We start from the raw sequence: 26,268 nt of genomic DNA, 5'->3' as shown, positions 1-26,268 counted from the left end.
AGACTGCTTCACCCTGCTGGGTTCGCAATGACAGAGAAGCCCATGGTTCGCAATGACAGAATTAAGATTTTTTATTTTCGATTTCTTTGTCAGATTCGCCCGAAACCGTCTTTTTAAAATTTCGAATCCCTTTACCTAAAGAAGAACCTAACTCGGGTAATCGCTTGGCCCCAAAGATCAAAACTACCAACAAAACAATCACTCCCCATTCCCATAGGCTTGGCATCGACATAACTTATCCTTTCCTGTCATTCCTGCGGAGGCAGGAATCCATGAAACATTAGAAAAACCTGGATCCCCGCCGGAGTTTACCCCTGCGCAGGCAGGGGCTTGGATGACACAACCCACATAGTGGATAACCAGCAATAAAACAAGGCTAATTCATAGGGGGCATCTGTCATTGCGAGCCCAGCAGGGCGAAGCAATCTCTTCTGTTCAAGCGGTGGGATTGCCACGCCCGTTGGGCTCGCAATGACAGACGGTTACCTAGCTAGCTTTACGTTTGGCCTCGTTTGGGCTTTCTATTTGCAAAAAAGGGGGGGCCTTTTTGTTGACCTTATCAATCTTGGCAAAATTCAAAACTTCTTGGCGCTTACCTGAAACACTTAATTGATCAAACAGAAATTCAAATTTTTCCTGTAATGTCGTAAAGATTGCTTTTTTGAGATTGGCGTCTAAATCCCACATTTGTTTTTTAAAGGGGCCAAAAGATTTTTTGCGAGTTTTGTAATAAAATTGTTCCTCCGTTTGCCCTGCACTCCATTCCTCTTTACATTTTTCTCTTAAATGAGCATAAATTTCTTGTTTGAGGCTCATAGGAAATTGAGGGTGATCTAAAATCAAATTTTGAAAACCGGTGGCCAAATGAATTTCACTAGCCTTAACTTCAGGAAATTTGTGAAACAGCTCATCGGGCAAAGTGCTTGCCCCATGTTGCACCGCACCCGACATACCATAACGTTCCCGCGCTACTTTCGATAGCTCGCGCAATGTATCAAAATCGAGTTTGACTTTAGCAACCGTACCGTCAGCGAGCGGAATCCCGCCATGGCTAGTGCCGGTTTGCACACTCACTTTACTCGGCCCTTTCATGTTTTTTCCTTTTAAACATCCGTGAAAGCCATCCATATAGGCCACCAATTCTTCAACCGTTGAATTTTTGTGCCCCACTTCGCCAATTTCACCCCCAATCGAAATAGTCACATCCTTGGGTTCGGTTTTCCGAATATATTCCGTAAATAAAGCACCCAATTCAAAATTGGTGCGCTGTTGTTCGGTTAAGGTTGATTTGGAAAGATCAACTAAAGTGCTAGTGTCGATATCGATATTATAAAAACCTGCTTCGATAGCTTGGCTCACCAATTTTTTAATTTCTTCGACTTGAGGGGTGGAATCTTTGGTGTATTTAGCCGCACTGATTTGAAAATGATCACCCTGAATATAAAGCGGGCCCTGATAATTTTCTTTGATGGCTGCAGCAATAACCGCTGTTGCATATTCTGCGGGGGTTTGCTGGGTATAACCCATTTCGGATTTTGCCAATTCAAAAATAACGGGGAAGGCGGTTTTTTTCTTGGCTGCGCGAAGTACCGCAGCAACAAAGTCATAAGTAAAACCACGCACGTTAATGGCTGGTGTTGTAAAACCCGTTAACTTTCCTGCTGCCATGGCTTCATAAACAGGTTGTATGGAACTGGGAAAAATGCCTAGGGCTTGAGCTGTTGCACGGACAAGCCACCGGCAGGCAGCAACAATATCGGCATTGGAGTTGAACGTGGCGTTGTAAACTAAAGAGTTGATTAATGGGTCGCGAATTAAATTGGGATTTAATACTGTAACTTGAGTAAGATCATTAGATAAAGTTAAAACCCCTTCATAAGATTTTTTTAGATCTTCAATTTTTGCAAACAGCTGCATGAATACTCCTGTTAAGTCATTTATAAAATAGAAGATTGCTTCGCCTTCGCTCGCAATGACAATAATAGTCGCTTGCGTCTTTCAGTCAACCCGAAAATGCTTAACCAAAAAGCACGTCGTGTAATAAAACCCCAGCCAAAGAAAAATAAATTAAAATCCCACTAACATCGACCAAAGTGGCTACAAATGGGGCTGAGGCGCTGGCCGGATCTAATCTCCACTTTTTTAACAAAAAGGGTAAGCCTGAACCTGCTAAAGTTCCAAAGGTTACCACACCCACTAAACTTCCAAATACTGTAAAACCAACTTTAGTCGCGTAGGGGCCAAAACTATTAAAAAGCCCCTGCCACGCAATGACTCGCAAAAACCCAATGGCTCCCAATATCGATCCCAAGGTTAAACCCACAAAAATTTCACGTCGCACCACCATCCACCAATCTCTGAAGCCAATCTCACCCAAGGCCATGGCGCGAATCACCAGGGTAGAAGCTTGAGAACCTGAATTGCCCCCACTACTAATAATCAAAGGGATGAACATCGCTAAAAAAACCGCACGCACAATGTGTACTTCAAAATAACCCATGACCGAAGCCGTTAACATTTCACCTACAAATAAAGCCGAAAGCCAACCTCCCCTTTTGCGAATCATGCGAAAAAAACTGGTTTTGAGATAAGGCGATTCTAAGGCCTCCATACCACCCAATTTTTGGATATCTTCGGTGGCCTCTTCGTTAACAACATCAACGATGTCATCGATGGTAACAATACCTTTAAGCCGATTTTCGGAATCAACAATCGGCATGGCCAGTAAATTATATTTTGTAAAAAGGCGGCTTAAGGCCTCTTGATCCATAGTATCTAGGGCCTTCACCATATCCATGCGCATAATATCTTTAACCTTCAGTTCAGGTTTTCCTGAAAATAATTCACGGAAAGATACAACACCGAGTAGATGCTGCTGCTCATCTAACACATAGGTATAATAAATCGTTTCGATTTGTTCGCGAGTTTGGCGTTTTAAATAACTGATAGCTTCATCTAAATTCATCTCGGGCCTGAGCCTGGCAAACCGCGGATTCATCAAACCACCCGCATTATCTTCTGCATAGGCCAAGAGCGCACTAACTTCTTTTCGAGTTTGGTCGTCTAAATAGGGCAAAACATCTTCATAACGAGTTTTGTTCACACTCTGCAAAATATCGGCCACATCATCAGGAGGTAAGAATCTCACCCAGGATCTTCGATCCATGGGAGGAAGATTAAGCACCAATTCGGCCTGGTCATGGGCAGAAAGCGATAAAAAAAAGTCTTCTGCTAAATGACGGGGAACAAATTGCAAACTCTCCACTTTCTCCTGCGGGGAAAGCAGCGGCCAAAGTTCTTGGATGTCTTCTAAAGATAATAAATATTCAGCCATGGTATTGGTTTAATACCACTTTGCGCGGAATGGCAAAGAAAAAGGCAAATATCCGCCACGTCTTTTCGAATCCGGCAGAGGCTCTCTCAACCCCGAGCAAAGGGGTTTCGAGTAGCCTCTTCCGGCTTCGAAAAGACTTCTTCGTAAATATTTGCAGAGATATAAAAAGCGAGCGAGGCGACTTTGCAGTTGAGTTAGCTTTTTCGACCCATCGCGGAATCGCCGGGGCCCCCAATGCGGATTAGCGGGCACGGAAAACCGCGGCTCGCCTCTGGGCGAGAACGCGGAAGGCTTCCGTGCCCGCTAATCCCATTAGGGTCGGCGATGGAGCGCCGGGTCGAAAAAGCTAACTCAACTGCAAAGTCGCCTCGTTCGCTTTTTAGATGTGACGATTTGTAAAAGTGCTGGCATTCCTTGACGGGTAGCGGCTTTCGACGCTAAGATGAGTTGATGGGCCAACTTTCCGGAAAGACCATTGTTGTCGGCATCTCAGGGGGGATTGCTATTTATAAAGTCTGTGAAGTGGTGCGCCGGCTTAAAGTGGCCGGGGCCTGTGTGCACGTTGTTATGACGAAGGCAGCCCAAGCCTTTGTAAGCCCCCTAACCTTTCAAACCCTGTCGGGCAACACCGTTCATACCGACCTTTTTAATTTAACCGAAGAATCGCACATTAGCCACATTACCTTAGCAGACTCAGGCGATCTCATCTTGCTAGCCCCTGCCACTGCCAATACCTTGGCCAAGGCCAATTTGGGCATTGCTGACGATTTACTTTCTACAATTCTAGTAGCAACCCATGCCCCCCTACTCATTGCACCGGCCATGAATGTCAACATGTGGAATCATCCTCAAACCAAAAGTCATTTACAATCGCTTAAGAAAAAAGGCGCTACTATTATTGAGCCCGGCGTGGGTGATTTGGCCTGTGGTTGGGAAGGTGAAGGGCGTTTGGCTGAACCTACGGAGATTTTGCAACGGGTTTTTGGTTTTTTTGGGGTTAGCAATCAACTCGCTGACAAAAAAGTTTTGATCAACGCGGGGCCTACCCGTGAATATCTTGACCCCGTCCGTTTTATTTCTAATCCAAGTTCAGGCCGTATGGGTTATGCTTTGGCCGAAGCCGCTAAAAGCCTAGGTGCCAGTGTCATTTTGGTATCGGGGCCGACAATGTTACCAACGCCTGCAGGCATCGACACCCTACGAGTAGAAAATGCTAAAGAAATGTTAGAAATTTGTAAAAAACATTTCCCGGCTTGTGACTTATTTATCGCCACCGCTGCGGTTGGTGATTACCAAGCAAAAAATAAGGGGAAAAATAAAATTAAAAAAGACAAAGATGCTTTAATGTTAGAATTAGTGCGTACCCCAGACATTCTTGAACTTTTAAGCAAAATTAAAAAGCATCAACGCATGGTTGGTTTTGCGGCTGAAACTGAAAATATGTTGGCTTATGCTAAAGAAAAATTAAAAAAGAAAAACCTCGATGCCATTGTGGCAAACCCTATTTCTCAATCGAACCCCGCCTTTGCTAGCCATGAAAATCAAGCCACGCTGATCTTTGCTGATGGGAAAACGGTTAAATTTCCTCGCCAAAGCAAAGAACAATTGGCTCGTAAAATACTAAAAGAGATCTCAAATAAATTTTTCAGATGAAATGGAAGATTCTTTATCATCATGGGTCCCCGCCGGAGTTTACCCCTGCGTAGGCAGGGGCAGGGATGACATGGTTCAGAATGGATGAATGGATGCCGGATCAGGTCCGGCATGACGGCATTGCGTCATCCCGGGCTTGACCCGGGATCCATATGTGACATGTTAGTTACTTCCCCAAGCTTTGACTTCGTTCAAAATAGCCCACGACCCACCGTAATTTTCGGTGATATTTAAGGCCAAATATCTTGCATAGGTAGGTTCAATATCAAAATTTTGGATTTCTTTTTGGTGAGCTAAGATAACGGCTTTAACTTTTTGGTAAGCCTCGGTTTTATTAGGATCAATATCGTCGCTTAGATAAATTTCAACCGTCTTAGCATGACTATCGTCCCAACCCTGGCAGTAATTAGAAATACCAATTTGGGTTAATTTAGATTGCCCAGCCGCCAATTCAAAGACAAAGCGCATCGGAAACTTTTCTCCACTGGCGCTGGAGTAGGCATGGTCGGTAATAATGCCATCGGTTAATAAACTTGGGCCCCAATAGTCTTTTCCATAATAACCATATTCACGGGGATAATTTATGATTCTTAATTTTACTTCGGCTGCGTTTTTGATGGTTGCATCTGGAATAGATGGGTTGCTGGGGAGTGATGGTGAAACGGTTGATTGCGGAACCAGCGGACCAGCGGCTTCTTCTTTAGGTTTGAGTAGATCAATCACCCTCCCACAAGAAGTTAAAAATAGCATCAACAACAAAAAGCCAAAAATTCCTCTCTTCGTTCGAAATGAACGAATAGACGCCGGATCCCCGGCTCGTGGGCCGGGGCAGGCTCGTCCGGCATGACGGCGTGACGTCATTTTTGACATGGCCCCTCCTTTGATTATTGGCCTCTCTCTAGAAATAAATGCACCTCTGGCAATTCCACCGGTTGGTAAATGCCTTGCTTTAGCTTCTTTTTCACCAATTGAATAAACTGTGCTGCCTGTTCACGACTCATTAACTTATTTTTCATGAAATGGCGAAGATTTTTAATCGTCTCTTTAGCATAAAGGAGTTTAAGTTTCCCTGAAGGATCTACGGCAAAGCACTGGGCAGCATCAGGATGGCACAAGAAATCTAACATCGATTCGTGGCAAAGCCGCTTGTATTCTTTCACATCAAGGTCTGTCAAAACATATTGGCTGTTAGAAGCCAAAATCTGGGCAGCCCGCCGCCACCGTTTCATGCGTTGCAGCATCATGAGGCTGTTAAAAATTCGCTTGGTGGTCTTAAAAGAAAAGAGTGCCCGCTTGAGGGTTGAGGCCAATAATTTATCATGCTCTAAAAATTTATCTTCGGCCAATTCTTCCAAAATATCCCACGCCCTAGGATTCATTTTAATATCGTAACGCATCTCCCAATAGGTATGGCGTAACGTTAATGTTTCATAACTACGAATCATTTTATAAGGCACAAAATAATTATGAGAAATAATATCGACTGATAGATGAGAAAGATAACCCAACACAAAAGCACGCTGGTTATCATGGACGGCCTTATCTAAAATAGGCCTTGCCACTTCCCAACTATGGCAATGGTAAAGCTCGCCCGCAAATTTTTTACCTAAAATAATATCGGCTGCAATGTTGCCATAAAGAAAATCTTTGGGGTACTTAGCCAGCAGCTTTTTTACAAAGGGCGCTAGCGTTGCTAGGTGGGTTAGGCTATTGAGGGCGTAATCGATATGGGCCCCCGGCCCCCAAGCATAAGCTGTGTCGGGGATTAGAAAATTGACAAGAAAAACAGTTAGGGTTAACCAAATCATAGGATTAATTTTTTTAAGCAAGAGATCCCTCGCAAAGGCTCGGGACGACACTTCGTGTCGGATTGCCACGCTATCATGGGTTACCCGATCAAGTCGGGTAATGACATGCTCGCAATGACATATTTGTGTTATTATGAATCGATTTCAAAGTTATCTGCAAGCCCTTAAATTAGCAGGGGAAGAAGAAGTCCCCAACGCTTATCTGCCCAAGTTTGAGCCCACTAACCAAGCTCCACAAAAAACAGAAGTCTTTGACCTTGAAGCTTTAAAAAAACACATTGGAAACTGTACCCGCTGCCCGCTGCATATCAAAAGGACAAACTTGGTTTTCGGTGACGGAAATCCTCATGCCGAATTAATGTTTGTGGGAGAAGGCCCAGGTGAAGAAGAAGACCACCAAGGCCTGCCCTTTGTTGGGCGATCTGGCCAATTGCTCACTAAAATCATTCAGGCCATGGGACTAGAACGAAAAAATGTTTACATTGGGAATGTCGTTAAATGTTTAAAGTATAATGCCATGGTACAATTGGGAGATGGCTCTTGGGAACGCATCGGACGACTTGTAAAACAAAAATACAATGGTACCGTGATGTCTGTGAACCAGCAGGGACAATTGGTACCAAAGAGGGTAATAGGATGGCATGCCTCACCCCTTGCAGGTCGATCCGTTTATAAGCTTAGTTATAAATCATCAAAAAATGCAGGCCCTTTTAAAAGTGCAATCTATCTAACAGGAGATCACCCAGTTTTAACAGAGAGAGGGCACATTGCTGTACAGGAATTGAAAAAATCTGATCGGATTGCAACAGGCCAAGGTTTATCACCCACACTGCGTAACATGATTTATGGTTCCTTGTTGGGAGACAGTCATATTCCATCTTACAATTCTTATTTTTCCTTTTCCCACTCTTTGCGGCAAGAAGCCTATGCTCGATTTAAGGCTAGTTTATTGGCAAGGGAGTTGGGTTGTACAACCAATGAGCTCAAAGTTGCTGCAGGTTCTGATCAGCTCTATCCCGTAATCCAGTGTCATACACTTGCCCATCGAAGTTTGAGAACAATCCAAAATGATTTTTATGACCCAAAGAAAAAAGTCCCTTCTTATTTGTCTAAGGATCTTAATCCGATGATGGTCGCATTTTGGTTTATGGACGATGGCTATATGCGAATTCGGCCACCGAGACAACCAAGTGCAGAAATAGCAACTTGCGCTTTTTCGGCTGGTGATATTGAAATTCTTTTGACTGGTTTAAAAAACTTAGGAATCGAAGGATACGAGCGGAGAGGATGTATTTTCTTTGATGTTGATGAAACAAAAAAGTTCTCAAAAATGATAGCTCCCTATGTCTGTCCTTCTATGAGATATAAGTTACATCCGGAAGTGGAGTCACACATCCCTTATGATGAACATTTGTTTACCCAACTTGATCGTGAAACTCTTTATGATGAAGTGGAAGTTAGCCAAATTGACCACAGAAGTACCGACAAAACTTTTTATTGTATCGATGTCGAGGAAACTCACAATTTTGTGACTGTAGCAGGGGTTGTACATAATTGCCGCCCACCCCATAATCGAAACCCCGAACCCATTGAAATCGAAACCTGTTCTCCCTTTTTAAATCATCAAATTGAAATCATTCGCCCGAAGGTTATCGTTTGCCTCGGCACTTTTGCCGCACAAACCTTATTGGCTACGGACACAAAAATTAGCATGCTCCGTGGAAGTTTTCACCCATGGCCAAATGCAGTCTATCAGCAGCGGTATAAAACTAACATTCCTGCGGGAAGCATTCATCTGCTTGCAACCTATCATCCTTCTTTTTTGTTGCGAAACCCCGCCATGAAAAAACCGGTTTGGGAAGATATGCAAAAGGTGATGGCCCAATTAGATCTTAAGAATGAAAGATTGCTTCGCTGATGCTCGCAATGACATCTATTTTACGATCGTAATCCGCGGCCCCAAAGAAATACGAACTATTTTTGTTTCTTCTAACATGTCCCCATCAAGATAATAGGGGGTAGGTTCGCCAAATTCCAAAACCATCTCTTGAAAGGCATCGTCGAGAAGATCAGGATGATGGGAGGGTTTACCAAAAGCTAGTTTGGGTAATTCACACACCATGGTACGTGGAGTCATCGAAAACCCCATGCCATGAAAAATGCGCGGTTGCATGGCCTTGTAAAAAACCTTGGTACCAAAACCCAAACTAGGAACTGAACCTGCCATTAGGGTCACATAATTTTTAAAAGCCCATTTTTTGCCATCTACCGTTACTTCAACATCAAAACGTTTAAACAACTCGCAGGCAAAACGCCCATTGAGTAGAGAAGAGGCCGCGGTGCGGGCTAATAATAATGCCGCCTTTTTGGGAGATGGAGTCGTGCCTTTATAGTAGAGTTCCAAAAATCGATAAACCATTCCGCAACCAAAGAGAAACCCGTATTCGTCATTAACTTTCATTAAATCAATTTGTATTTCTTCAAAGGCAACATCTTCATGGTATTGATGAATGAGGTTGCTCAAAAGTTTTTCGGGGGAACCTCGATTGTTAATCCCATTGGAAATGGTGTTCATGGTTCCGCCCCGGAGAAGTGCAATTTTAGGCAGAGGTTTTTCACCATAAACATTAATAAAGGCTGTCAAAGCTACATGGATCGTGCCATCGCCGCCAGCTATCGCCAAAATATCGATATCACGAGTTTTAAATTCTTCAGCCACTCGCCGCAAATCTTGTAGATCTAAGGTTTGTTTACAGGAGCCTTTATCCCCCACAATGTAACTCATGCGAGTCATTTTATCGGGGTCTTTACGATGCAATTTAGAATAAGGATTTAAGACAATTCCAATTCCAGACATATTTTTGTTGACCTTATCATAAAAAGACGAGATTGCCACGCTCGGTATCATGGGTCCCCCGGTCAAGCCGGGGGATGACAGAAGCAGCTCGCAATGACAGCAACCCTACAATGACAGAATCTCCCTTGCTTGATCAGGTTTAGCAACAACAAAACCTTGCTGTTTAATGATCATGGCGGCTTTTTCTACCAATTCCGCATTACTCTTAGCAAGCACTCCTTTTTCCAAATAAATATTATCCTCCATTCCCACTCGCACGTGGCCCCCTTTTTGAATCGCAAGCTCTACCATGGGAAATTGATGGCGCCCCACCGCGGCTACACTCCAGGTAGCTTTTTTAGGTAATCGGGATAACAATAAATTTAAATTTTCTGACGCAGCCTGGAGGGCACCAGGCACTCCTAAGACAAATTGGAAATGAGCTGGTTCTTTTACCCAATCTTTTTCAATGAGTCTTAAACCCTCTTCCATCATGCTTAAATCAAAAATTTCTAGCTCGGGTTTAATATTTTTATCTCGCATCAACCCAGCTAATTTTTCAACAAAGGGGCGTGGATTTAAAAAAACCTCGTCACCAAAATTAGTTGTGCCTGTGGTAAGAGAAGCCATCTCAGGCTTACACACCAACACGCCCATTCTTGTTTCATAAGGATCACCCACCGCACCACCCGTAGAAACTTGCAAAATAACCTCAGGGCAATCCTTTCGAATGAGTTCCATGACTCGACTGATCACTTGAGAATCAAGCGTCGGCTTGCCTTGAGCATCACGGACGTGAAGGTGTAATAAAGAAGCCCCCGCCGCCACGGCTGCAATGCCGCTTTGAGCAATCTCTTCAGGGGTTAAAGGCAAATAAGGCGTGTGCTCACGAGTGAGTTCAGCCCCCACTAAGGGGACCTCTAAAAACGACCCATCTGCGGCGTTGCCCGCAAAGCCACGATCCTCACGTATTTCCATATACGCTCCGGTCGCGTCTTTGCGGGCGCCTTGCATCTGGGCCCTTTTTAGAGGTCCCCCCAAATCCAAGTTATTAGAGGTGCCCATAGTAGCTATTGTAACCGAAAGGACCTATAGGAATCAGTAAGAATTTTTATGGGGAAGATTCAGGGGATCACTATATTTGAAGAGAAGTCTTGACGAAGCGGGAAGAGGTTACCCGAAACCCCAATGCTTAAGGGTTGAGGGAACCTCTGCCGGATTCGGCAAGACGTGACTCTATTTGCAGATGAATTGAAGAATAAAATGGAAGATTGCCACGCTCGCCAATGGGGCTCGCTCGCAATGACATTGGGGGGTGGCCCATTTATAACATTGATTTAAATTCCCGCCAATCTTCAACCGTAATGGCTGGCAACCATGGACAGGGATTTTCAACAATCTTGGTTATTTCAATTTCTAAAAGTGCACGCTGGTTGTTGGAAGTTCTAGCATCAGGATAAGCCTCCATGAGCCAATCGAGTAATTCTCGTTTATCGGCTTCGTGAAAATCCGCTTGCCCTGTGTTGATTTGTTGAACGTCGGCCAATTTTTGTTCAAAACCAACCGGACAGGTCTTAGCAACACGACATGGAATTCTATGACTCGGAGCCACTCGATAACGAGCAGGGTCAAAACAAACAGGGATATGTTCAACTTCAGGTGGATTTTCGTTGGAATGATCTAAATTCACACCCGGCATTAAACCAATCGGAGTCCCAAAATTTAAACGATCACTCGGTTGAATACGATCATTGGCAGGGTTAATCACCACCCAACCCTTGGGTAACCTGCGCCCCAGCGGCACCATGGGTATTTCTCCCAAATCTTCTGTCCAAATAATAGCCCCTGAATTGGGATCACGAGGATAAGGCCCTCTCAAATGATATTCTTTTTCTCCCTCAAAAATCGGTTTGCCTTCTTCGGTTAATTGCACCACTTGAATTTTGACATAGGTTTCTAATGTCACGTTAGGATCAGGGAGATAATCAGGAATTCTAAGAAAAGAAATTTCTCCGACTTGATGAGAAACCTCAAAACGAATTTGACAACCACGCATGGAAAGATTGCTCACCCGAAGATCACCCGTGGGGGGAAAATAACCCGAAGCATCACCTAAAATCCCCCCATAGGCTTGAATTCTATAATTCTTACATACAACGCTTTCTCCCTCACCATAAATGGGGCTGATATAGAAAATAGCGGGAACTCTTGTTGGCCCGGAGGACTCACTGGGCCGATTAATCGGCAAGGTCCCATCACCACCACCGGCTTGATTGCCCCCTGAACCCACTAAACCGACAGGGCCTAGTGCAGTACCACCCGTATTACCTGTACCACCGGTATTGCCACTATTTGGCTCACTACCCGTAGTCCCTGGCCCTTGCTCAGATGAACAAGCGAAGAAAACGCATCCCACCAGAATTGTTAGAAAGATTTTTTTACAACGAAAGACCATACCCCACCACAATTTTATTCTAACCTGGCTAGCGAGGGCGGAAATTGGGAATATTGCCACTTGGCACGTTTGGAATATCGTCTCGGATAGGGTCTCGAATTACGGGTGCCGTGGCCCTTTGAATAGATTCTTGAAGATCTTTAAATTCTCTCCACTGTACTAAAGTGAGGTAAGGCCCCCAAGAAGGACATGGATCATCAATAATTTTCTGAATTTCTGCAGACAGATCTTCAAGGCGCTCCTGCATCAAGATAAATCCAATTCGACGAACAGGATCCTGATCATTTTCTAAATTCCTATAACTCTCAAGGGTCGTTTCAGTTTCTCTTAATAACCATTCAACAACAATTTCTCGCATGTCAGCCCGGTTTTTCACTGCACCTTCGTTGACTGCCTGAACCCATTCTAGGTGTTCTTGAAAGTTGTCTGGACAGGAAGGGCTCAAACCACCCCGACCAACACGATCATCCCTATTCACGCAACGTTGGGGTTCCATGCCTACTCCAAGCCGTGGCATACCAAAACAACTAGGAAGTGTTGGAATAGGTTCTCTTTGTCGCTGACAATATTCGCTATTCACGCGATAATCCCGAGGTCTATCGGAAAGATCGGCATTGGCAAAACGATTGATACAATGGGATTCATCTGCAGGCTGTAATTCAACATTCCCTAAATCATGATAATAAGTACAACCATTCTCAGCTAAAGGGGGAAAGACCCCGCGGCTCGTACCTAACAAACAAGTATGTGAATCAGCATCATAGTAATAGAAGGTTGAACGATAATTTACACTAAAACAAAAGAAAGTATGGATATGAAATAGATACCCATTTTCAATCCAATCGGCTGTGGTGATAACTAGTGGAATTTCGTTCATTCCAGGGTTCATTTCAAGCAGTCGTTGTTCGCATCGCGTTGGATGCTCAGGATCTGGAATGATAGCTGAAAAATCTAAAAGGTATTTGCGCGGATCTTCTCGCATCTCAAAACGGCTTTGTGGACTAACCTTGACCGAAGGTAGATCACTCGGACAATTGGCACCGCAGGGCATGCTGCCTAAAGGGGTTTGCCCATCCCCACCGGCATTATTACCACCACCCCCTAATAAACCCGTCGCACCACCCTCCGTACCACCCGTGTTACCAGGGCCAGGGCCTGCCCCTGTGGGCCCACCTGCTGGGCCTCCGGCTGGACCCCCTGCAGGGCCTCCACCACCGGTTACACTGGTACCATCACCCGTACCTGGGTCGCCACCAGCAGTGCCTGGACCTTGCCCCGACATACAGCCAAGTAGACTGATCGAAAAGACCAATAATAAATAATATTTAATGATTTTAAGCACTTAAACTACCCTCATCCCCCCGGATAAGTCACGGTAAACTTTAGATTTTTAGTGTACCTTAAAATTCTTATCGAAGCTATATCTATTAAAGGTGCTAAAATTGTTTGAGACTGCTTCGCCATCATGGATCCCGGGTCAAGCCCGGGATGACGTGGCGTGGTAGACCGGGATGACGTGGACTGCAATGACACTCCAGTTCTGTCATTGCGAGCGTCCGCGAAGCAATCTCCTACTCAATCTTCATCCTCTCTAAATAATTATAAAGGGTTTTCCTCCCAATTCCCAACTTTCGTGCAGCCATGGCTTTATTGCCGCCGGCTTCTTTGAGGGCCTCTTTAATAACCTCTGGAGTCAGCGACAGGCCTTGGGTCTCGATGCCATATTGGTAGATCTTCTGATAAAAATTACCTCGGCTGATACCCAGCAAGGCCGCGGCCTCAACTTTATTGCCCTTGGTATAACGCAGGGCCCGCTCAATCATCACCCGTTCCATGCCTTCAATTTTTTTACTCAAGTTCCAATCTTCTAACTCTTTGCTTAAAGGTGACGAACGATCTCTTAAGGTTGGCGAAATGGTTGTAGACAAAACCTTTCCTTTGCCTAAAAGCAAAGACCGATTGACTTCATTTTCTAATTCACGAATGTTGCCGGGCCAATCGTAATCTACAAAAATATTTAAGGCTTCGTCGTCAATAAATACCAACGATTCTGGAATGGCCATTCGGTTGCTTTTCATAAAATGTCGCACGAGTGCTGGGATATCTTCGCGGCGTTCTCGCAAGGGGGGCAAACTTATGCGCACAACATTGAGCCGATAAAAAAGATCTTTGCGAAATTCACCTTTCTTAATTAATTCTTGCAAGTCTTTATTAGAAGCCGAGATGATGCGCACATTGACTTTCACCACTTGGTTGGAACCTACGGGTCGAATTTCACCTTCTTGCAAAACCCGCAAAAGTTTGGCCTGCATGGTCACACTCATATCACCAATTTCGTCTAAAAAGATGGTGCCACCATCGGCATATTCGAATAGCCCCTTCTTGCTTTGTTCAGCCCCTGTAAACGAACCTCGCATATGGCCGAACAATTCTGATTCTAAAAGAGTTTCTGAAAAGGCTGAACAATTGACGGTTACAAAGGGTTTTTCTTTTCTAGGCCCATTGTAATGCAACGCCCGCGCGATCAACTCTTTCCCTGTCCCCGATTCACCATGGATATAAACCGTCACATCCGAATCCATGATGCGATCCATGACTTTAAAAACATCTTTCATCAGGGGTGAATTGCCCACAATATTTTCGTATTTATATTTCTGCCGATTACCCACGCTTTCAACTTCCAATAAATCTTTCACACTGCGCAGCTCATTGGCTTGACTACTCATTTGCTTTTGCAATTCGTGGTTTAACCGTTCGATATATTGATTTTGTTGTTTGAGTTCACGCTCACGAGCTTTATTTTCATCGAGCAAACGATTTAAATTCAGGGCCAACACCGCTTGATTAGCCAGTAAAAAAATGAGCTCGCGTTCTCGCTCCCCAAAGGCACCACGGGTAAGGCGATTATCAAGGTAGAGCACGCCGATAATTTGATGCCCTAATTGCATGGGCATGGAAATGACCGATTTTAGTTTCATGCCATGCACACTGGCTGCTGATTTTAAAGAAGGCTCCGTTCCCGCATCGGTGGTTAAAATGATTTCTCCCTTGGAAAGGGTATGATCGACAATCGTGTTACTAAACTTTTGGGCTGATTTTTTTAAATCTTCGCGATCTAAATTGCGCGAGGTTCTGACTATCTTGCCACCCTCTTGCAGAAGAATCAAAAAGCCCCGTTCGGCTCCAATCAACTGAATGGCCTCATCCACCAATTGGTTGAAAAACCGTTCTAACTGGAAGGTATTCAGCAATTTTTGGTTAATATCTAAGATCTTGCGCAGGTCTTCTACTTTTAATGGACTTTGAGTCATGACTTACTCCCTCTTCAATTGGTTTAAGGCATTTTGGATTTCTAAATGTTTGCGATCTCGCAAAAAACTTAACTTAAAGGCATTGGGCAGTGATTCTAAATATTCGTCGACCGTTTGTTTAGCTAAATTTAAATAATATTTTGCCTTTTCAGGATAGTCTTGCGTTAAATAATAATGACCTAAGTCGGAATAAGCCTCCCATAAAATTTTGCTGGATTCGATCTTTTTGAAATAATCAACCACTTCTAAGATGAGTTGATCAGGGGCACCAGTTTCAGGGATCAGCTTTTCAGCCATCATGGTGGCTTTAAGCCATAAGGCAAGGTAATAAGACACTGGATTATTTTCTTTGGCTTCTACTAACACTCGATTTAAATCTTCTAAAGTCTTATTCGTTGCCCCCGCCGCTTTTAAAGCATAGGCCCTTGATACCAAGGCTTCCATGAGTGGAAATTTTAATTGTTTCTCCTCAAATAATTTAACGGCTTCATTGAGGTAATCCATTTGACCCCTGCGATCCCCCAGGCTAATTTCAATTCTCGCTAGGTTGAATAAACTCTTTCCCAAAACCAGCGTGTAACCCCTTTCCATGGCAATTTTATAAGCCTCTAAGGCACAACGCCTGGCTTCTACTAATTTACCTAAATTCAATTGCACCAAGGAGCGATCGAGTAGCCCCGAGGCTTGCCCCAAAGGATATTTTAAACGTCGATAATCATCGATGACGATTTCATAAAGTTCATCAGCCTGGCTCCAATCGCCGCGCAGGTAAACCAGGTCGCCCATGTGGGACCTTGCCAACACATAATAGAATTTATGCCCGCCCTGCTCTGCCAATACCATGGCCTCGCCTAAATCTCGACTTGCCTCTTCGAGTTGATTGAAACGGATTTCCATCATGGCACGAAAGATATAAAGCCGAATTGTGCCTGAGGTATAATTTGATTTTTCATAATACGACCAAGATTTTTCAAAATTCTCATAAAATTCTTTAACCGAGTGTTCGGTCCAAGCTCGCTTAACCTTCACTTCATAAAAAAGCCCCTGCTCAAAGGTGTCCATTTGTTTTCGGGTTTGAACGAGCGTTAGCAGTGTTTGAGATTCTTCTAATTGATTGGCGTCAACTAAGAGGCGAGCCCATTCTAGAAAAAATGCGGCAGGCGCCTCGGCAAAGTATTGTTTTTTCCAGAAACTCTTGATCCAAGCAAAGGCCTTTTTAAAATCCCGTTCTTTATAGTAATCAAAAAGTCGCTGGGTTGCCTGCTTCCAATCCCCGGTAAAGGGCTCAAAATCAGCAGGTTCCATTCTTTTTTGCAAAACTTCATCATAGAGTTCGACAAAAGGAAGTTGGTAATTCTCATTTTCGCTGGCATTGATCTGTTGAATAATTTCCAATACCGATTGGGGTCGTGCATTGGGGTCACGCTGCAACATCGAGACAATCACATTCGCCAAACCATGCCACACCGTTTCACCTTCCCCCCACACGGCCTGAAAACGCCCTTGCAATTGTTCAGTCAAAACTCTGCCTAAATCTTCGCCCACAAAAGGTAGGCGCCCGGTAACCAATTCATAAAGAACCACCCCTAAAGAATAAAGATCGGCTTGCACACTGGGGGGAACGCCTTCGGCCAATTCTGGCGCCGCATAGGGGATGGTGCCCACCAGCCCAAGCGATGATTCATGGTCGGCAAACCAACCGGCTAAGGAAAAATCGATCAACACAACCCGTGGCCGGCCCGTGGTGGAAATTAAGATGTTCTCGGGTTTAAGATCTAAATGCCAGACATGTTGGCCATGAAGGTAATGCAGCACATCCAGAAGTTGCAAAAAAAGGTAATGCAATTTGTTGAGGTTGGCACCCAAGCTTGCCTTGCGAATATCGGTGCCCTCCACCCATTCGGTCACAAAATAAGGGCGTTTTTCCCACTGCCCTTCCGCAATGAGGCGCAAAATACACGGGTGTTTTAACTCTTTTAAAATCTTGGGTTCGCTTAAAAACATCTCTCGTTTATGGGAGTTACTCGCAGCCCTTCCCTTCATCCATTTGAGTGCCAAAGACCTTGGTGGGGTTGCTTCATCGGAGGTTTCAACTAAGTAAACCTCCGCCAATTCGCCAGCAGCGAGCTTTTTTATACATCGGTAACGCCCATCAATGTTCCCTTTGTCCATACTAATTACACATTTTTACAGGTTTAGGGGTTTTGGTCAACTAGCAATTTAGCCAATCCGTAATGCCCCAGTTTTAGGGGTTTAACTTTCCTCAACCCGCGCGGAGTTTATCCTGAGGCTTGGCGAAGGACTCCTCGTATTCGCGTCAAAAAAATGTTGGTTTGTTTAGGAGTTAGTGTATTCCCTCTGGTCATACCCTAACTCCTACAAACCATACATTTTTTTAACGCTCATGACTCGTCGCTCTCGCGCAGCAAGCTCGGTAAGATGCTTATGCTGACTTGTGTTTGCCAAGGTCCACTGGACCTTGTTTTCCACAAGTCAGGGTTTCGGAAAGCTAAACCCCTAAAACTGAGGCATTACGTCAATTCTGGAAATATTTGAGGAAAGTCTTGGCGAAGCGGGAAGAGGCTACCCGAAACCCCTTTGCTTGGGGTTGAGGGAGCCTTAAGCCGGATTCGCCAAGACGTGGCTCGATTTGCAGATGAAATGGAAGATTCTTTAGCATCATGGGTCCCCACCCCCCGATCGTGGTCGAGGGCATGCTTCGCGGGGATGACATTACTCAGAATGACGTCAGTTTTTATTTGACACCTAGAGCGCATAGAGTATGCTTTTCCCGTTCACTTGTTAATGCGTCCAAATAATTAAATTAAATTGAGGAGGATAACCTTATGACTAAAGCAGAACTTATTTCCCAGGTTGCTGCCGATACCAAGATCTCCAAGGCTGCCGCGGAGAAAGCCATCAATTCAATCGCCAAGAATGTTACCAAATGTTTGAAGCGAAAAGATAAGATCACACTGACTGGATTTGGCACCTTTCTCGTGACCAAACGAAAGGCACGTCAAGGGCGCAACCCACAAACCGGCGCTCCTATCAATATTAAATCAGCTAATGTTCCCAAATTTAAACCAGGGAAATTGCTGAAATCAGCAGTAAGATAAATTGAGATTAGAAAAATAAATGGAGCCACAAACGTGATGAACGTCTTTTAAAAAAGATGTTCATTCGTTTGTGGCTTTTTTAGTTGTGCACAAAATTGATCTTTATTTTCTAGGGAGAACTTGTCGAAATAAAATGCCTAGCATTTCTAAGCAGGTCTGCATCATAGGTCAGCAAATGCATCTTTTCTCTTATCGCACAGCTAAGAATCAATGCATCGGGTAAAGTTAGATGATTTTCTTTTCTCAGTTTAGCAGCCAAATAAGCATCTTCTAGCTGATCAAAATAAACAATTTCTAATTCTCCTGAATCAATCCAATGGCGCAGGAATTTCTCTTCGAACCTGCCTGCCCCCGCCATGAATTCAGCAATGCACAAGATACTTGTAGCTATTCGAGCTTCTTCACCTTTTAAAATTTTTTGGAAAAATGATTTGCCTCGTTTTCCCCCACAAAGATCAATGAGGATATTAGTATCTAATAAATAGGATACCATCACCATTCCCGGCGCAACGAGCGTTGATAACGGACCCCATCACGAAAAGAAGTTTTTCGGGGGGGGCTTTGAAGTATTTTCTTAAGGAATTTCAATTCTCGTTGATGAGAAATGTCAGAAACAAACCGACGCACCGCCTTACGAATGAGTTTTGCCACGCTGCCTTCTATATGTTCAGCTGCAAGGATTTTGAGTTGTTTTAACTCTCTTTCATCTAAATAAATAGTTGTCTTCTGCATGAAGTAAATATGCCATATATATGGCATAAAAGTCAACTGGGGGGGGACCTCTAAAAAGGGCCCAGATGCAAGGCGCCCGCAAAGACGCGACCGGAGCGTATATGAAAATACGTGAGGATCGCGGCTTTGCGGGCAACGCGGCAGATGGGTCGTTTTTAGAGGTCCCCCTGGCTTAAAGGAGGGGGCTATCTGCTGGAAAATAGATGGGGCCAGGCGATTTGCGGTTGGGGAGAAATAATTCTGGCCTTTAAATTTTTCGCCAGCGTTTGGCTAAAATCGGTTTGTAGCAAAAAAGGCAGAAAATACACAGCCATGGCTAGAAACAAGAATCGGGTAATTTTAAATAATGGCACCATAATTAAATTATCAGCCCCTTTGCTAAAAAGTTGCTTCGCTTATCTAAACTAGCCTCTTGCAATCTCGCCTCCCGGTTTTTGGCCTGGTGTAATCGGTAGTTTGTCTTCCAAACGTTTGGCCCAGCCATTGAGAACTCGATTCGAGGCAGTAGGATAGGACCTAGCAAATTTCTTAACTTCGGCTAATCCCTTTCTTGCTTTCTCTACATTGCTCGGATTGGCATACACCTCATCTGACACTTTATTTAAGGCATAGCCTAAGCACTTTTTTCCAACCTTTTGCACCACTTCAGAAAGAGATTGCTCAACTTGAGCTTGAACCGATGAGGGAAGGGCTTTCGCAAAGGCACGAAAGTGTCGAATCTCTTCGTCTAACCGAGTAGGATCACCAGACTTCACCATCTTTTCAAGGTGTCGAGCAAAACGATCCACCAATACTTTTGAGGATGCGCGATGCAATTGTTGAAGGGCCCATCTTTCCTTTTTGGCTACTGATTTGTCACTGGCAATATCGGCATAAGCACTTTCTAGCTGCGCAACAGCATCTTTGACCCCAAAATAATCTCCCGCCTTGACGGCTTCATCGATCTTGATTCTCAGTTGGTAGGCTTCACGAGCCCTGGCATAAGAAACCATATCTTCTTTTAGGATCTTAATTCCCTTGGAGGCCAAGAATCTTTTGACCGCTGATAGCTGCGTTGGTCGAATCTTCCCCTTCCCTCGTAGAATATGAGCCGCATCGGGCACACCATCAAAACCTTGTTTGCCCTTGCCAGAATCAACGGCCACATAACGATCATATTGAAAGCTCATGGGAGCAGATTCCGGCCTAGGCTCTCGGGGAACTACTTGTTTAGGCCGGCTAGATGCTGGCTTATAACCAGACAAATATTCACCAACTAAAGCAACATGTAATTGAGCCACTGCTTCAGGCAAAACCAATCTTTCTTGGTTGATAAAATCATCCACCTGTACCAAAGCTTGTTGTGCCTCCTTACGAGCTTGAGGAGTTAAATCGCTTTGGACAAAAACCTTCGCAATAGATTTCAAGGTTTGAATAGCAAGGGCCGTTTTTTGTTCTCGAATATAGGTCTCTCTTGCTTCTTTAGGCATCTTTTGAACGATTTGTTCTTTAGTTCGTTCAGTAAATCGATCGGTTATCACCCCATCTTTCTTTGACTTGCGAAATTCACCTATGATGGCTTTGACACGATCATCTGAAATGCCCGGCGCTAAAAGTTCAGCCCTCTTCTTAAGCAGCCCATCTGCAACACGCAAATCAGCCGTCTTGGTTGGATGAAGGCGCCTACCTCCCTGGATACTGAATCCCTCGGCTTGCAAAAACTGATAAACAGGACGTAAATTCGTTCGTAGGTCTGCGGGGCTTTGTTTTCTTCCCTTTCCAACCTGGATAAAATCAACAAGTCCATCTGGTTTCAAATCACCGTTTGTGCTTGAATTATCAATGAAGGTGAATTCTCCTATCGTAACTCTGTCAACTGGATTTGCCATGCTCATCTCCTGATAAAAATGACAATGAGGAAATAAGCAAAACTCATGCCAATTCAAAATTAGATAGATTTCAAAATGTTATGAGGAAAAGCTAAGCCACGATGAGGGTATTCCACCCCTCAAGTGAAAAATTTCAATACAAAATCCACATGTGTCAATTTATTGTAGCGGAACACTGGGCTTGGTTTCGGTGGGTGAGCTTTCAGGAACACCCTGCCCTTTTAAAACCAATTTTTTGGGCTGATAATCGACCCCATTAAAAGCCGCATTGATAATATGAGCAATGTCGGTATTGTCGATCATGCCTCGCACTACACTCGCATATTTTTCTGGGCCCATAGCAAACACCAAAACCGGGCTGGCGGTATGAGTGCCCGTGGCCCAAACTGCGTTGCTTTGCTTGGCCACTGCCCGACCTAGGGCATCGGAATGCACCGACTCATAGGGATAAAATTCGGCAAAATCACAAGTTTCAAAATCCTTCGCCCCTGGCTTGCGGGTTAAGGCTTTTTGAAGTTCAGCATCTGACAACACGTAAGCCGTATTTTTAGTGATATCTTCGGCTAGCATTTTAGCGGCTTCGATCATCGTAATCGGTTTATCGACTTTTGGATCTTTGGGATAAAGTTTTTTAACCGGCGATTCTACCAAAGCTCGAAAAGATTTATTTTGTTTCATGAGCAAATCAAATTTTGCATGGTTAGCAAAATCATATTTTTCGGGATGGATAAGCCCGGAAGGTAACGATGTTTCGACTTTATCTTTCTTGGCATAGCTAAATCCAAAACCACCCGTTTCGTGATCAGCCGTCACCAAAAGCAGGGTGTCGGGATGGGTTTCAACAAACTTAATTGCAACCCCTAGGGCTTCATCAAAATCTAGGGTTTCTTGCAATAAAGTCCCAGGATCATTGTCATGACCCGCATAATCAATGAGGCCACCTTCTACCATTAAGAAAAAACCTTCTGGTTTTTTACTGAGCAACTCTAAGGCCTTTTCGGTCATATGGGCCACTGAAGGAACACTTGCCAACTGCCGTCGCTCTTGAATCATAGGAAAAGTGGAGTTGGTAAAAACTCCTAAAACCTTTGAATTGGCATCGAGGGTTAAGGCATCGAGTTGTTGGCGAGTGCAAACAAACTGATAACCCTTTTGTTTTGCCACATCGATGAGATTTTTTTGATCTTCGCGTTTACTCTTACCATCAATGGAACTGTCAACCCCCGCGCATTCCGGGATATCACTCAGTTTCATCGGGGTTTTAGTTGCAGGGTCTTTGTATTGGGGGATCAGGAAAGAAAGCCCACCATCGAGGAAAAGATCAACATTGTGCTTTTCAATATGGTCATCGGCGATATTGGCCTCTTCACTCCGTGAAATGCGATGGGAGGCAAAGGCCCCTGGCGTTGCATGTGATAAACGGGTGTTAGAAACCAAACCGGTTGCCTTGCCCAACTTGGTAGCCTTTTCTAAAACGGTTTCACAAGGATAACCTTGTGGATCCATGCCAATGACCTCAGAGATGGTTTTAATACCACAAGCCATCGAGGTTGCAGCACTGGCCGAATCAACTACAACATCAGTATAACTATAGGTTGTCATCAAACCACTGTGGCCAGCCAATAATTTTTCTAAATTGAGTTTAGCCCCATTGGGGTTACGGATCTGTCGGTAAAGTACAGCTTGAGAAACTTGCCCCACTCCCATGCCATCGCCAATCATAAAAATGACATTTTTTACTTTTTGAGGGGCTTCTGTCGTGGGCTTGGTTTCAGTTTCTGTTTGAGGGACAATAACTTTAACATCTTTAAGCGGCGGGGGTTTTTCACAGCCTAAATTCATAATAAGAGTGAGGATTGCAACGAGTGCAATAACCAAGCTCGGGGCTTTTTTCATAAAACTCTCCTTTTGGGCAAGATGGGCTGGGTTATACTAAACCCTTAAAGAAAAGCCAGAATTTTGTTGATTAAAAAGCTGTTTGTAATTTCAACCGCACGCGATGATTGTTTTCAACCCCGGTAGCCGTATTATCAGGCAGCCAGGAATAATCACTCTGCAATTTTACGTTTTGTTTAAAAATGAAATAATTAAGCCCTAAGCTAAATTCGGCCTTATCATTGCGGGGACCTTCAAAAAATATTTGGGAGGCCCGAGCTGCCACTTCAAACTTTTTAGGGATAAGAAAGTAACCGGCTTGAGCGTAATAACCATAATCCCTTTTATCCGCAGCGGTCATTTTGTTGGTATCGCGAACCATAAATTCGCCTTGCAAAGATAACCCCTTCCATTTCATTCCTGATTCAAAGCCACCTTGCAATATTTTGTTTTGGGTCACTTCGGCCACGTTATAAATCCCGTGACCGCCTACAAATACCGACGGATCATCGCTCCGCTCAATATCGGATTCAGAATAACCATAGTCGCCCAAAATATTATAAGAAGCCCGCGCGGCATATAAAAACTCGTTATTCACATTGGTGGTATTCATTCCAGCCGCATTCATCGCCGCCACTTGATAATCTAATTTTTTCTTTAATACCTTACCATGCACCATAAGCCCAATATCACGGCCATCTTTCACAGTTTTTTCAACCGTTCCATCTTTATTAGAGTCTATTTCAACACCGGGGATAAACTCAGATGAAGCCAGCGAACGATCGTTAAACTGTTGTTTGCTACTACTAGTGAGCTGCTGGCGATTCATGGGGATCGTGTATTGCCCAATTCGAATGACCAAGGCATCACCAAACGCCTTATATTCATAAAAGGCGTCTAGTAAAGTCGGTTTGGTAAGGTCTAACTGAAATTTATAGCCCAACTTTTTGGTAAAAATATTCCCAGCAAAGACCAACCGAGCCCGACGCACCCGAAACGTATTGGTGTCATCGTCTGCCGGGTCATCAAATTTATGAAACTCGTACATGAACTGCGCATAACTTGTGATGTTGAGTTTAAACTTTTCATTTTTGGTTTTGATGTAAAAACCTTTATCGTAGCCCGATTCAAACTTATCGGTCCAACTCTCCTTGACTTCGGGTTTAGCTGGTTCTTCTTTTTTCCCTTTGCCTTGGGCCATCACCCCATTAAAAGGCATCACGAGCAACCACACGAATATCCAAGCTTTTATTGAGCTTTTCATAAGCAGCCCTCAAAATAAGATAAATATCTGAATTTGTGCTTGGATTATCTGGGCTTAGCCAAAAAAGGTGCGTAAATTCTTTGTGACTTTCTGATGACTTATATCATCTCAATGGTATGTTGAAAAATGTCATTCCCGCGAAGGCGGGAATCCAGAACTGCCTGAAATCACTGGATCCCTGCCTCCGCAGGGATGACGGAAAATACATTTTTCAACAAGCCCTTCATATCTACAACATTGAATGAGCAAGGAAATTTTGATTGTTGAAAACCTAAGTTGGGTATAAATTCGTTGTTACTTTGTTAATCTTAAACTTGAAAGGGTCTTGATTATGTATGAAACACGTTCTGGGGTTCTACCTGCTTTTACCGAAGCTCAAGTCGTTAGTCGCTTTATGCAACGGGTGTACGGCTGGATGGCGGCGGGGCTTTTATTAACCGCCTTTATCGCCTGGCAAGTGGCTTCTTCGCAAGAACTACTTCGAGTCATTGTGTTCAACCCGCCGATTTTTTATGGCCTTATTATTGCTGAACTGGCTTTGGTGTTTGGTATGTCGGCCCTATCAGGGCGCTTAAGTGCCATGGTGATTGCCGGGTGCTTTATTGTTTATTCGGTGCTCAACGGCCTCACCCTGTCGGTTATCTTTTTGGCCTACACCATGACCTCCATTTCTCAAACCTTCATCATCTCAGCGGGGATGTTTGGTGGCATGAGCGTTTATGGTTTCATTACTAAACGCGATTTAACCTCGATAGGTAATTTTATGATTATGGGTTTATGGGGGATTATTCTCGCCAGCATTGTTAATTTATTTTTTCATAGCGAGCCCATGGCCTATTTGATTTCTTTTCTTGCCGTGTTTATTTTCTTAGGGCTCACTGCCTATGACACACAAAAATTAAAACGCATTGCCCTAACCGCAGGTGACGAAGAAAGCGAATCACTGATGAAAGTCACGATTTTTGGCGCGTTGACCTTGTATTTAGATTTCATTAACATCTTTTTACATCTGTTGCGATTACTCGGTAATCGTAAGTAAGAGACTTCTTAACCATGATGGATCCCGGGTCAAGCCCGGGATGACGAGGCACGACGTCATCCCGGGCTTGACCCGGGATCCATATATGACAACTTACATGCTCATCGACACTCACGCTCATCTCGACTTTAATAATAATTCGCCGCAAGACATAGCCGGTCTTATTGACCGTGCCAAAGCTGCCGGTGTTGCCACCATCATCCACATCGGCTCAGGTGATGGCACCAAGAGCTATGCACATGCCACAACCCTCGCCGACTCCTTTCCCAATGTCTTTACCACATTAGGGGTTCACCCCCACGAAGCCAATCAGGTCAACGCTCAAGTTTTGCAAGATATTGAAAAACTAAGTTCTCACCCCAAGGTTGTGGCCATTGGCGAAGTGGGCTTAGATTTTCACTACAATCATAGCGACCATGCCTCACAAGAATCGGCCTTTCGGCAATTTATCGCCCTGGCGCAAAAAGTAAAAAAACCACTTTCGATCCACAGCCGCAATTGCGATGCTGCCCTGCTAAAAATTATGGCGGAAGAAAAGGCCAGCGAAGTTGGGGGCATTATTCATTGCTTTAGTTCCGATTATCCCTTTGCTAAAAAAATGCTCGAGCTTAATTTTTATATTTCGTTTAGCGGCATTGTCACTTTTAAAAAGGCTCAAAGCGTGCAAGAAGCGGCCACTCAACTACCCCTGAATCGCATCCTCATTGAAACCGACAGCCCCTATCTTGCCCCCGTTCCCTATCGCGGCAAACCCAACGAACCCGCCTATGTAAAATTTGTCGCCGAAAAAATAGCTGAACTTCGCAAAATCTCTTTTGAAGAAGTTGCCCACACCACCACCGCCAATGCTAAACAATTGTTGAAAATTTAGGACTCCCCCTTCTTTTTAATGACTAACCATGCGTCTTCTATAGTGTTTTAACTTTTAAATAGGCTGTCATCCCCGCGAAGGCGGGGATCCAGCGCTTAACCCT

At 44.1% G+C, this 26,268-nt stretch carries 22 protein-coding genes; 5 read left to right on the top strand and 17 right to left on the bottom strand.

Annotation, left to right across the window (positions count from 1 at the left end):
• Positions 1–61: 61 nt before the first annotated feature.
• The 3 genes from HYU97_06930 to mgtE all read right to left on the bottom strand — a co-directional run bounded on the left by HYU97_06930 (position 62) and on the right by mgtE (position 3,334).
• A complete protein-coding gene (locus tag HYU97_06930; protein ID MBI2336481.1) occupies positions 62–232 on the bottom strand; it encodes a twin-arginine translocase TatA/TatE family subunit in 171 nt (56 codons plus the stop codon).
• A gap of 254 nt (positions 233–486) precedes the next feature.
• Positions 487–1,917 carry a class II fructose-bisphosphate aldolase gene (locus tag HYU97_06925; protein ID MBI2336480.1) on the bottom strand — a complete coding sequence of 477 codons (1,431 nt, stop codon included), beginning with the start codon at positions 1,915–1,917 and terminating at the stop codon, positions 487–489.
• 100 nt (positions 1,918–2,017) lie between these two features.
• Complete coding sequence (mgtE, locus tag HYU97_06920; protein ID MBI2336479.1) at positions 2,018–3,334, bottom strand: magnesium transporter; 1,317 nt, start codon at positions 3,332–3,334, stop codon at positions 2,018–2,020.
• Positions 3,335–3,784: 450 nt separating this feature from the next.
• Here mgtE and coaBC point away from each other — a divergent pair, with 450 nt between their 5' ends.
• Entirely contained in the window at positions 3,785–4,987 is a 1,203-nt protein-coding gene (gene coaBC / locus HYU97_06915; GenBank protein ID MBI2336478.1) for a bifunctional phosphopantothenoylcysteine decarboxylase/phosphopantothenate--cysteine ligase CoaBC, read from the top strand.
• A 162-nt stretch (positions 4,988–5,149) separates the two neighbouring features.
• On the opposite strand, the gene HYU97_06910 is transcribed toward coaBC, so the two are convergent.
• The gene (locus HYU97_06910) at positions 5,150–5,857 is read right to left on the bottom strand and encodes a discoidin domain-containing protein (GenBank protein MBI2336477.1); all 708 of its coding nucleotides are present in this window, start codon (positions 5,855–5,857) and stop codon (positions 5,150–5,152) included.
• A gap of 14 nt (positions 5,858–5,871) precedes the next feature.
• Positions 5,872–6,864 carry a zinc dependent phospholipase C family protein gene (locus HYU97_06905; GenBank protein MBI2336476.1) on the bottom strand — a complete coding sequence of 331 codons (993 nt, stop codon included), beginning with the start codon at positions 6,862–6,864 and terminating at the stop codon, positions 5,872–5,874.
• A gap of 64 nt (positions 6,865–6,928) precedes the next feature.
• On the opposite strand from HYU97_06905, the gene HYU97_06900 reads away from it, so the two are divergent.
• Entirely contained in the window at positions 6,929–8,713 is a 1,785-nt protein-coding gene (locus HYU97_06900) for a hypothetical protein (protein ID MBI2336475.1), read from the top strand.
• 15 nt (positions 8,714–8,728) lie between these two features.
• On the opposite strand, the gene HYU97_06895 is transcribed toward HYU97_06900, so the two are convergent.
• The 6 genes from HYU97_06895 to HYU97_06870 all read right to left on the bottom strand — a co-directional run bounded on the left by HYU97_06895 (position 8,729) and on the right by HYU97_06870 (position 17,569).
• Positions 8,729–9,652, bottom strand: coding sequence for a hypothetical protein (locus HYU97_06895; GenBank protein ID MBI2336474.1), 924 nt, complete (start codon positions 9,650–9,652; stop codon positions 8,729–8,731).
• A 105-nt stretch (positions 9,653–9,757) separates the two neighbouring features.
• Positions 9,758–10,609, bottom strand: coding sequence for a 3-keto-5-aminohexanoate cleavage protein (locus HYU97_06890; GenBank protein MBI2336473.1), 852 nt, complete (start codon positions 10,607–10,609; stop codon positions 9,758–9,760).
• Positions 10,610–10,955: 346 nt separating this feature from the next.
• The gene (locus tag HYU97_06885; GenBank protein ID MBI2336472.1) at positions 10,956–12,086 is read right to left on the bottom strand and encodes a hypothetical protein; all 1,131 of its coding nucleotides are present in this window, start codon (positions 12,084–12,086) and stop codon (positions 10,956–10,958) included.
• A gap of 28 nt (positions 12,087–12,114) precedes the next feature.
• On the bottom strand, positions 12,115–13,428 hold the full coding sequence (locus HYU97_06880) for a hypothetical protein (GenBank protein MBI2336471.1): 1,314 nt from the start codon (positions 13,426–13,428) through the stop codon (positions 12,115–12,117).
• 229 nt (positions 13,429–13,657) lie between these two features.
• On the bottom strand, positions 13,658–15,397 hold the full coding sequence (locus HYU97_06875) for a sigma 54-interacting transcriptional regulator (protein ID MBI2336470.1): 1,740 nt from the start codon (positions 15,395–15,397) through the stop codon (positions 13,658–13,660).
• A 3-nt stretch (positions 15,398–15,400) separates the two neighbouring features.
• Positions 15,401–17,569, bottom strand: coding sequence for a protein kinase (locus HYU97_06870; GenBank protein MBI2336469.1), 2,169 nt, complete (start codon positions 17,567–17,569; stop codon positions 15,401–15,403).
• 674 nt (positions 17,570–18,243) lie between these two features.
• Here HYU97_06870 and HYU97_06865 point away from each other — a divergent pair.
• A complete protein-coding gene (locus tag HYU97_06865; GenBank protein ID MBI2336468.1) occupies positions 18,244–18,516 on the top strand; it encodes an HU family DNA-binding protein in 273 nt (90 codons plus the stop codon).
• 109 nt (positions 18,517–18,625) lie between these two features.
• On the opposite strand, the gene HYU97_06860 is transcribed toward HYU97_06865, so the two are convergent.
• The 6 genes from HYU97_06860 to HYU97_06835 all read right to left on the bottom strand — a co-directional run bounded on the left by HYU97_06860 (position 18,626) and on the right by HYU97_06835 (position 24,255).
• Positions 18,626–19,009: a PIN domain-containing protein gene (locus HYU97_06860; GenBank protein MBI2336467.1), complete on the bottom strand. Its 384-nt coding sequence runs from the start codon at positions 19,007–19,009 to the stop codon at positions 18,626–18,628.
• On the bottom strand, positions 19,009–19,248 hold the full coding sequence (locus HYU97_06855) for a hypothetical protein (GenBank protein MBI2336466.1): 240 nt from the start codon (positions 19,246–19,248) through the stop codon (positions 19,009–19,011). Before HYU97_06855 ends, HYU97_06860 begins: the two co-directional genes overlap by 1 nt.
• Before the next feature lie 185 nt (positions 19,249–19,433).
• Positions 19,434–19,604, bottom strand: a complete 171-nt coding sequence (locus HYU97_06850) for a hypothetical protein (GenBank protein ID MBI2336465.1) — start codon at positions 19,602–19,604, stop codon at positions 19,434–19,436.
• Between the two features lie 48 nt (positions 19,605–19,652).
• Positions 19,653–21,116: a hypothetical protein gene (locus tag HYU97_06845; GenBank protein MBI2336464.1), complete on the bottom strand. Its 1,464-nt coding sequence runs from the start codon at positions 21,114–21,116 to the stop codon at positions 19,653–19,655.
• A 159-nt stretch (positions 21,117–21,275) separates the two neighbouring features.
• Positions 21,276–23,012, bottom strand: coding sequence for an alkaline phosphatase (locus HYU97_06840; GenBank protein MBI2336463.1), 1,737 nt, complete (start codon positions 23,010–23,012; stop codon positions 21,276–21,278).
• A 70-nt stretch (positions 23,013–23,082) separates the two neighbouring features.
• Complete coding sequence (locus tag HYU97_06835; protein MBI2336462.1) at positions 23,083–24,255, bottom strand: hypothetical protein; 1,173 nt, start codon at positions 24,253–24,255, stop codon at positions 23,083–23,085.
• A gap of 331 nt (positions 24,256–24,586) precedes the next feature.
• On the opposite strand from HYU97_06835, the gene HYU97_06830 reads away from it, so the two are divergent.
• Together HYU97_06830 and HYU97_06825 are read left to right on the top strand one after the other, a co-directional pair.
• Positions 24,587–25,294, top strand: a complete 708-nt coding sequence (locus HYU97_06830; GenBank protein ID MBI2336461.1) for a Bax inhibitor-1/YccA family protein — start codon at positions 24,587–24,589, stop codon at positions 25,292–25,294.
• Between the two features lie 97 nt (positions 25,295–25,391).
• A complete protein-coding gene (locus HYU97_06825; protein MBI2336460.1) occupies positions 25,392–26,165 on the top strand; it encodes a TatD family hydrolase in 774 nt (257 codons plus the stop codon).
• Positions 26,166–26,268: the final 103 nt, after the last annotated feature.

The organism is Deltaproteobacteria bacterium (genome assembly GCA_016183235.1).
Taxonomy (GTDB): domain Bacteria; phylum UBA10199; class UBA10199; order DSSB01; family JACPFA01; genus JACPFA01.
The sequence above is the reverse complement of the archived record's forward strand: the minus strand, read 5'-3'. Positions and strand labels throughout refer to the sequence as shown.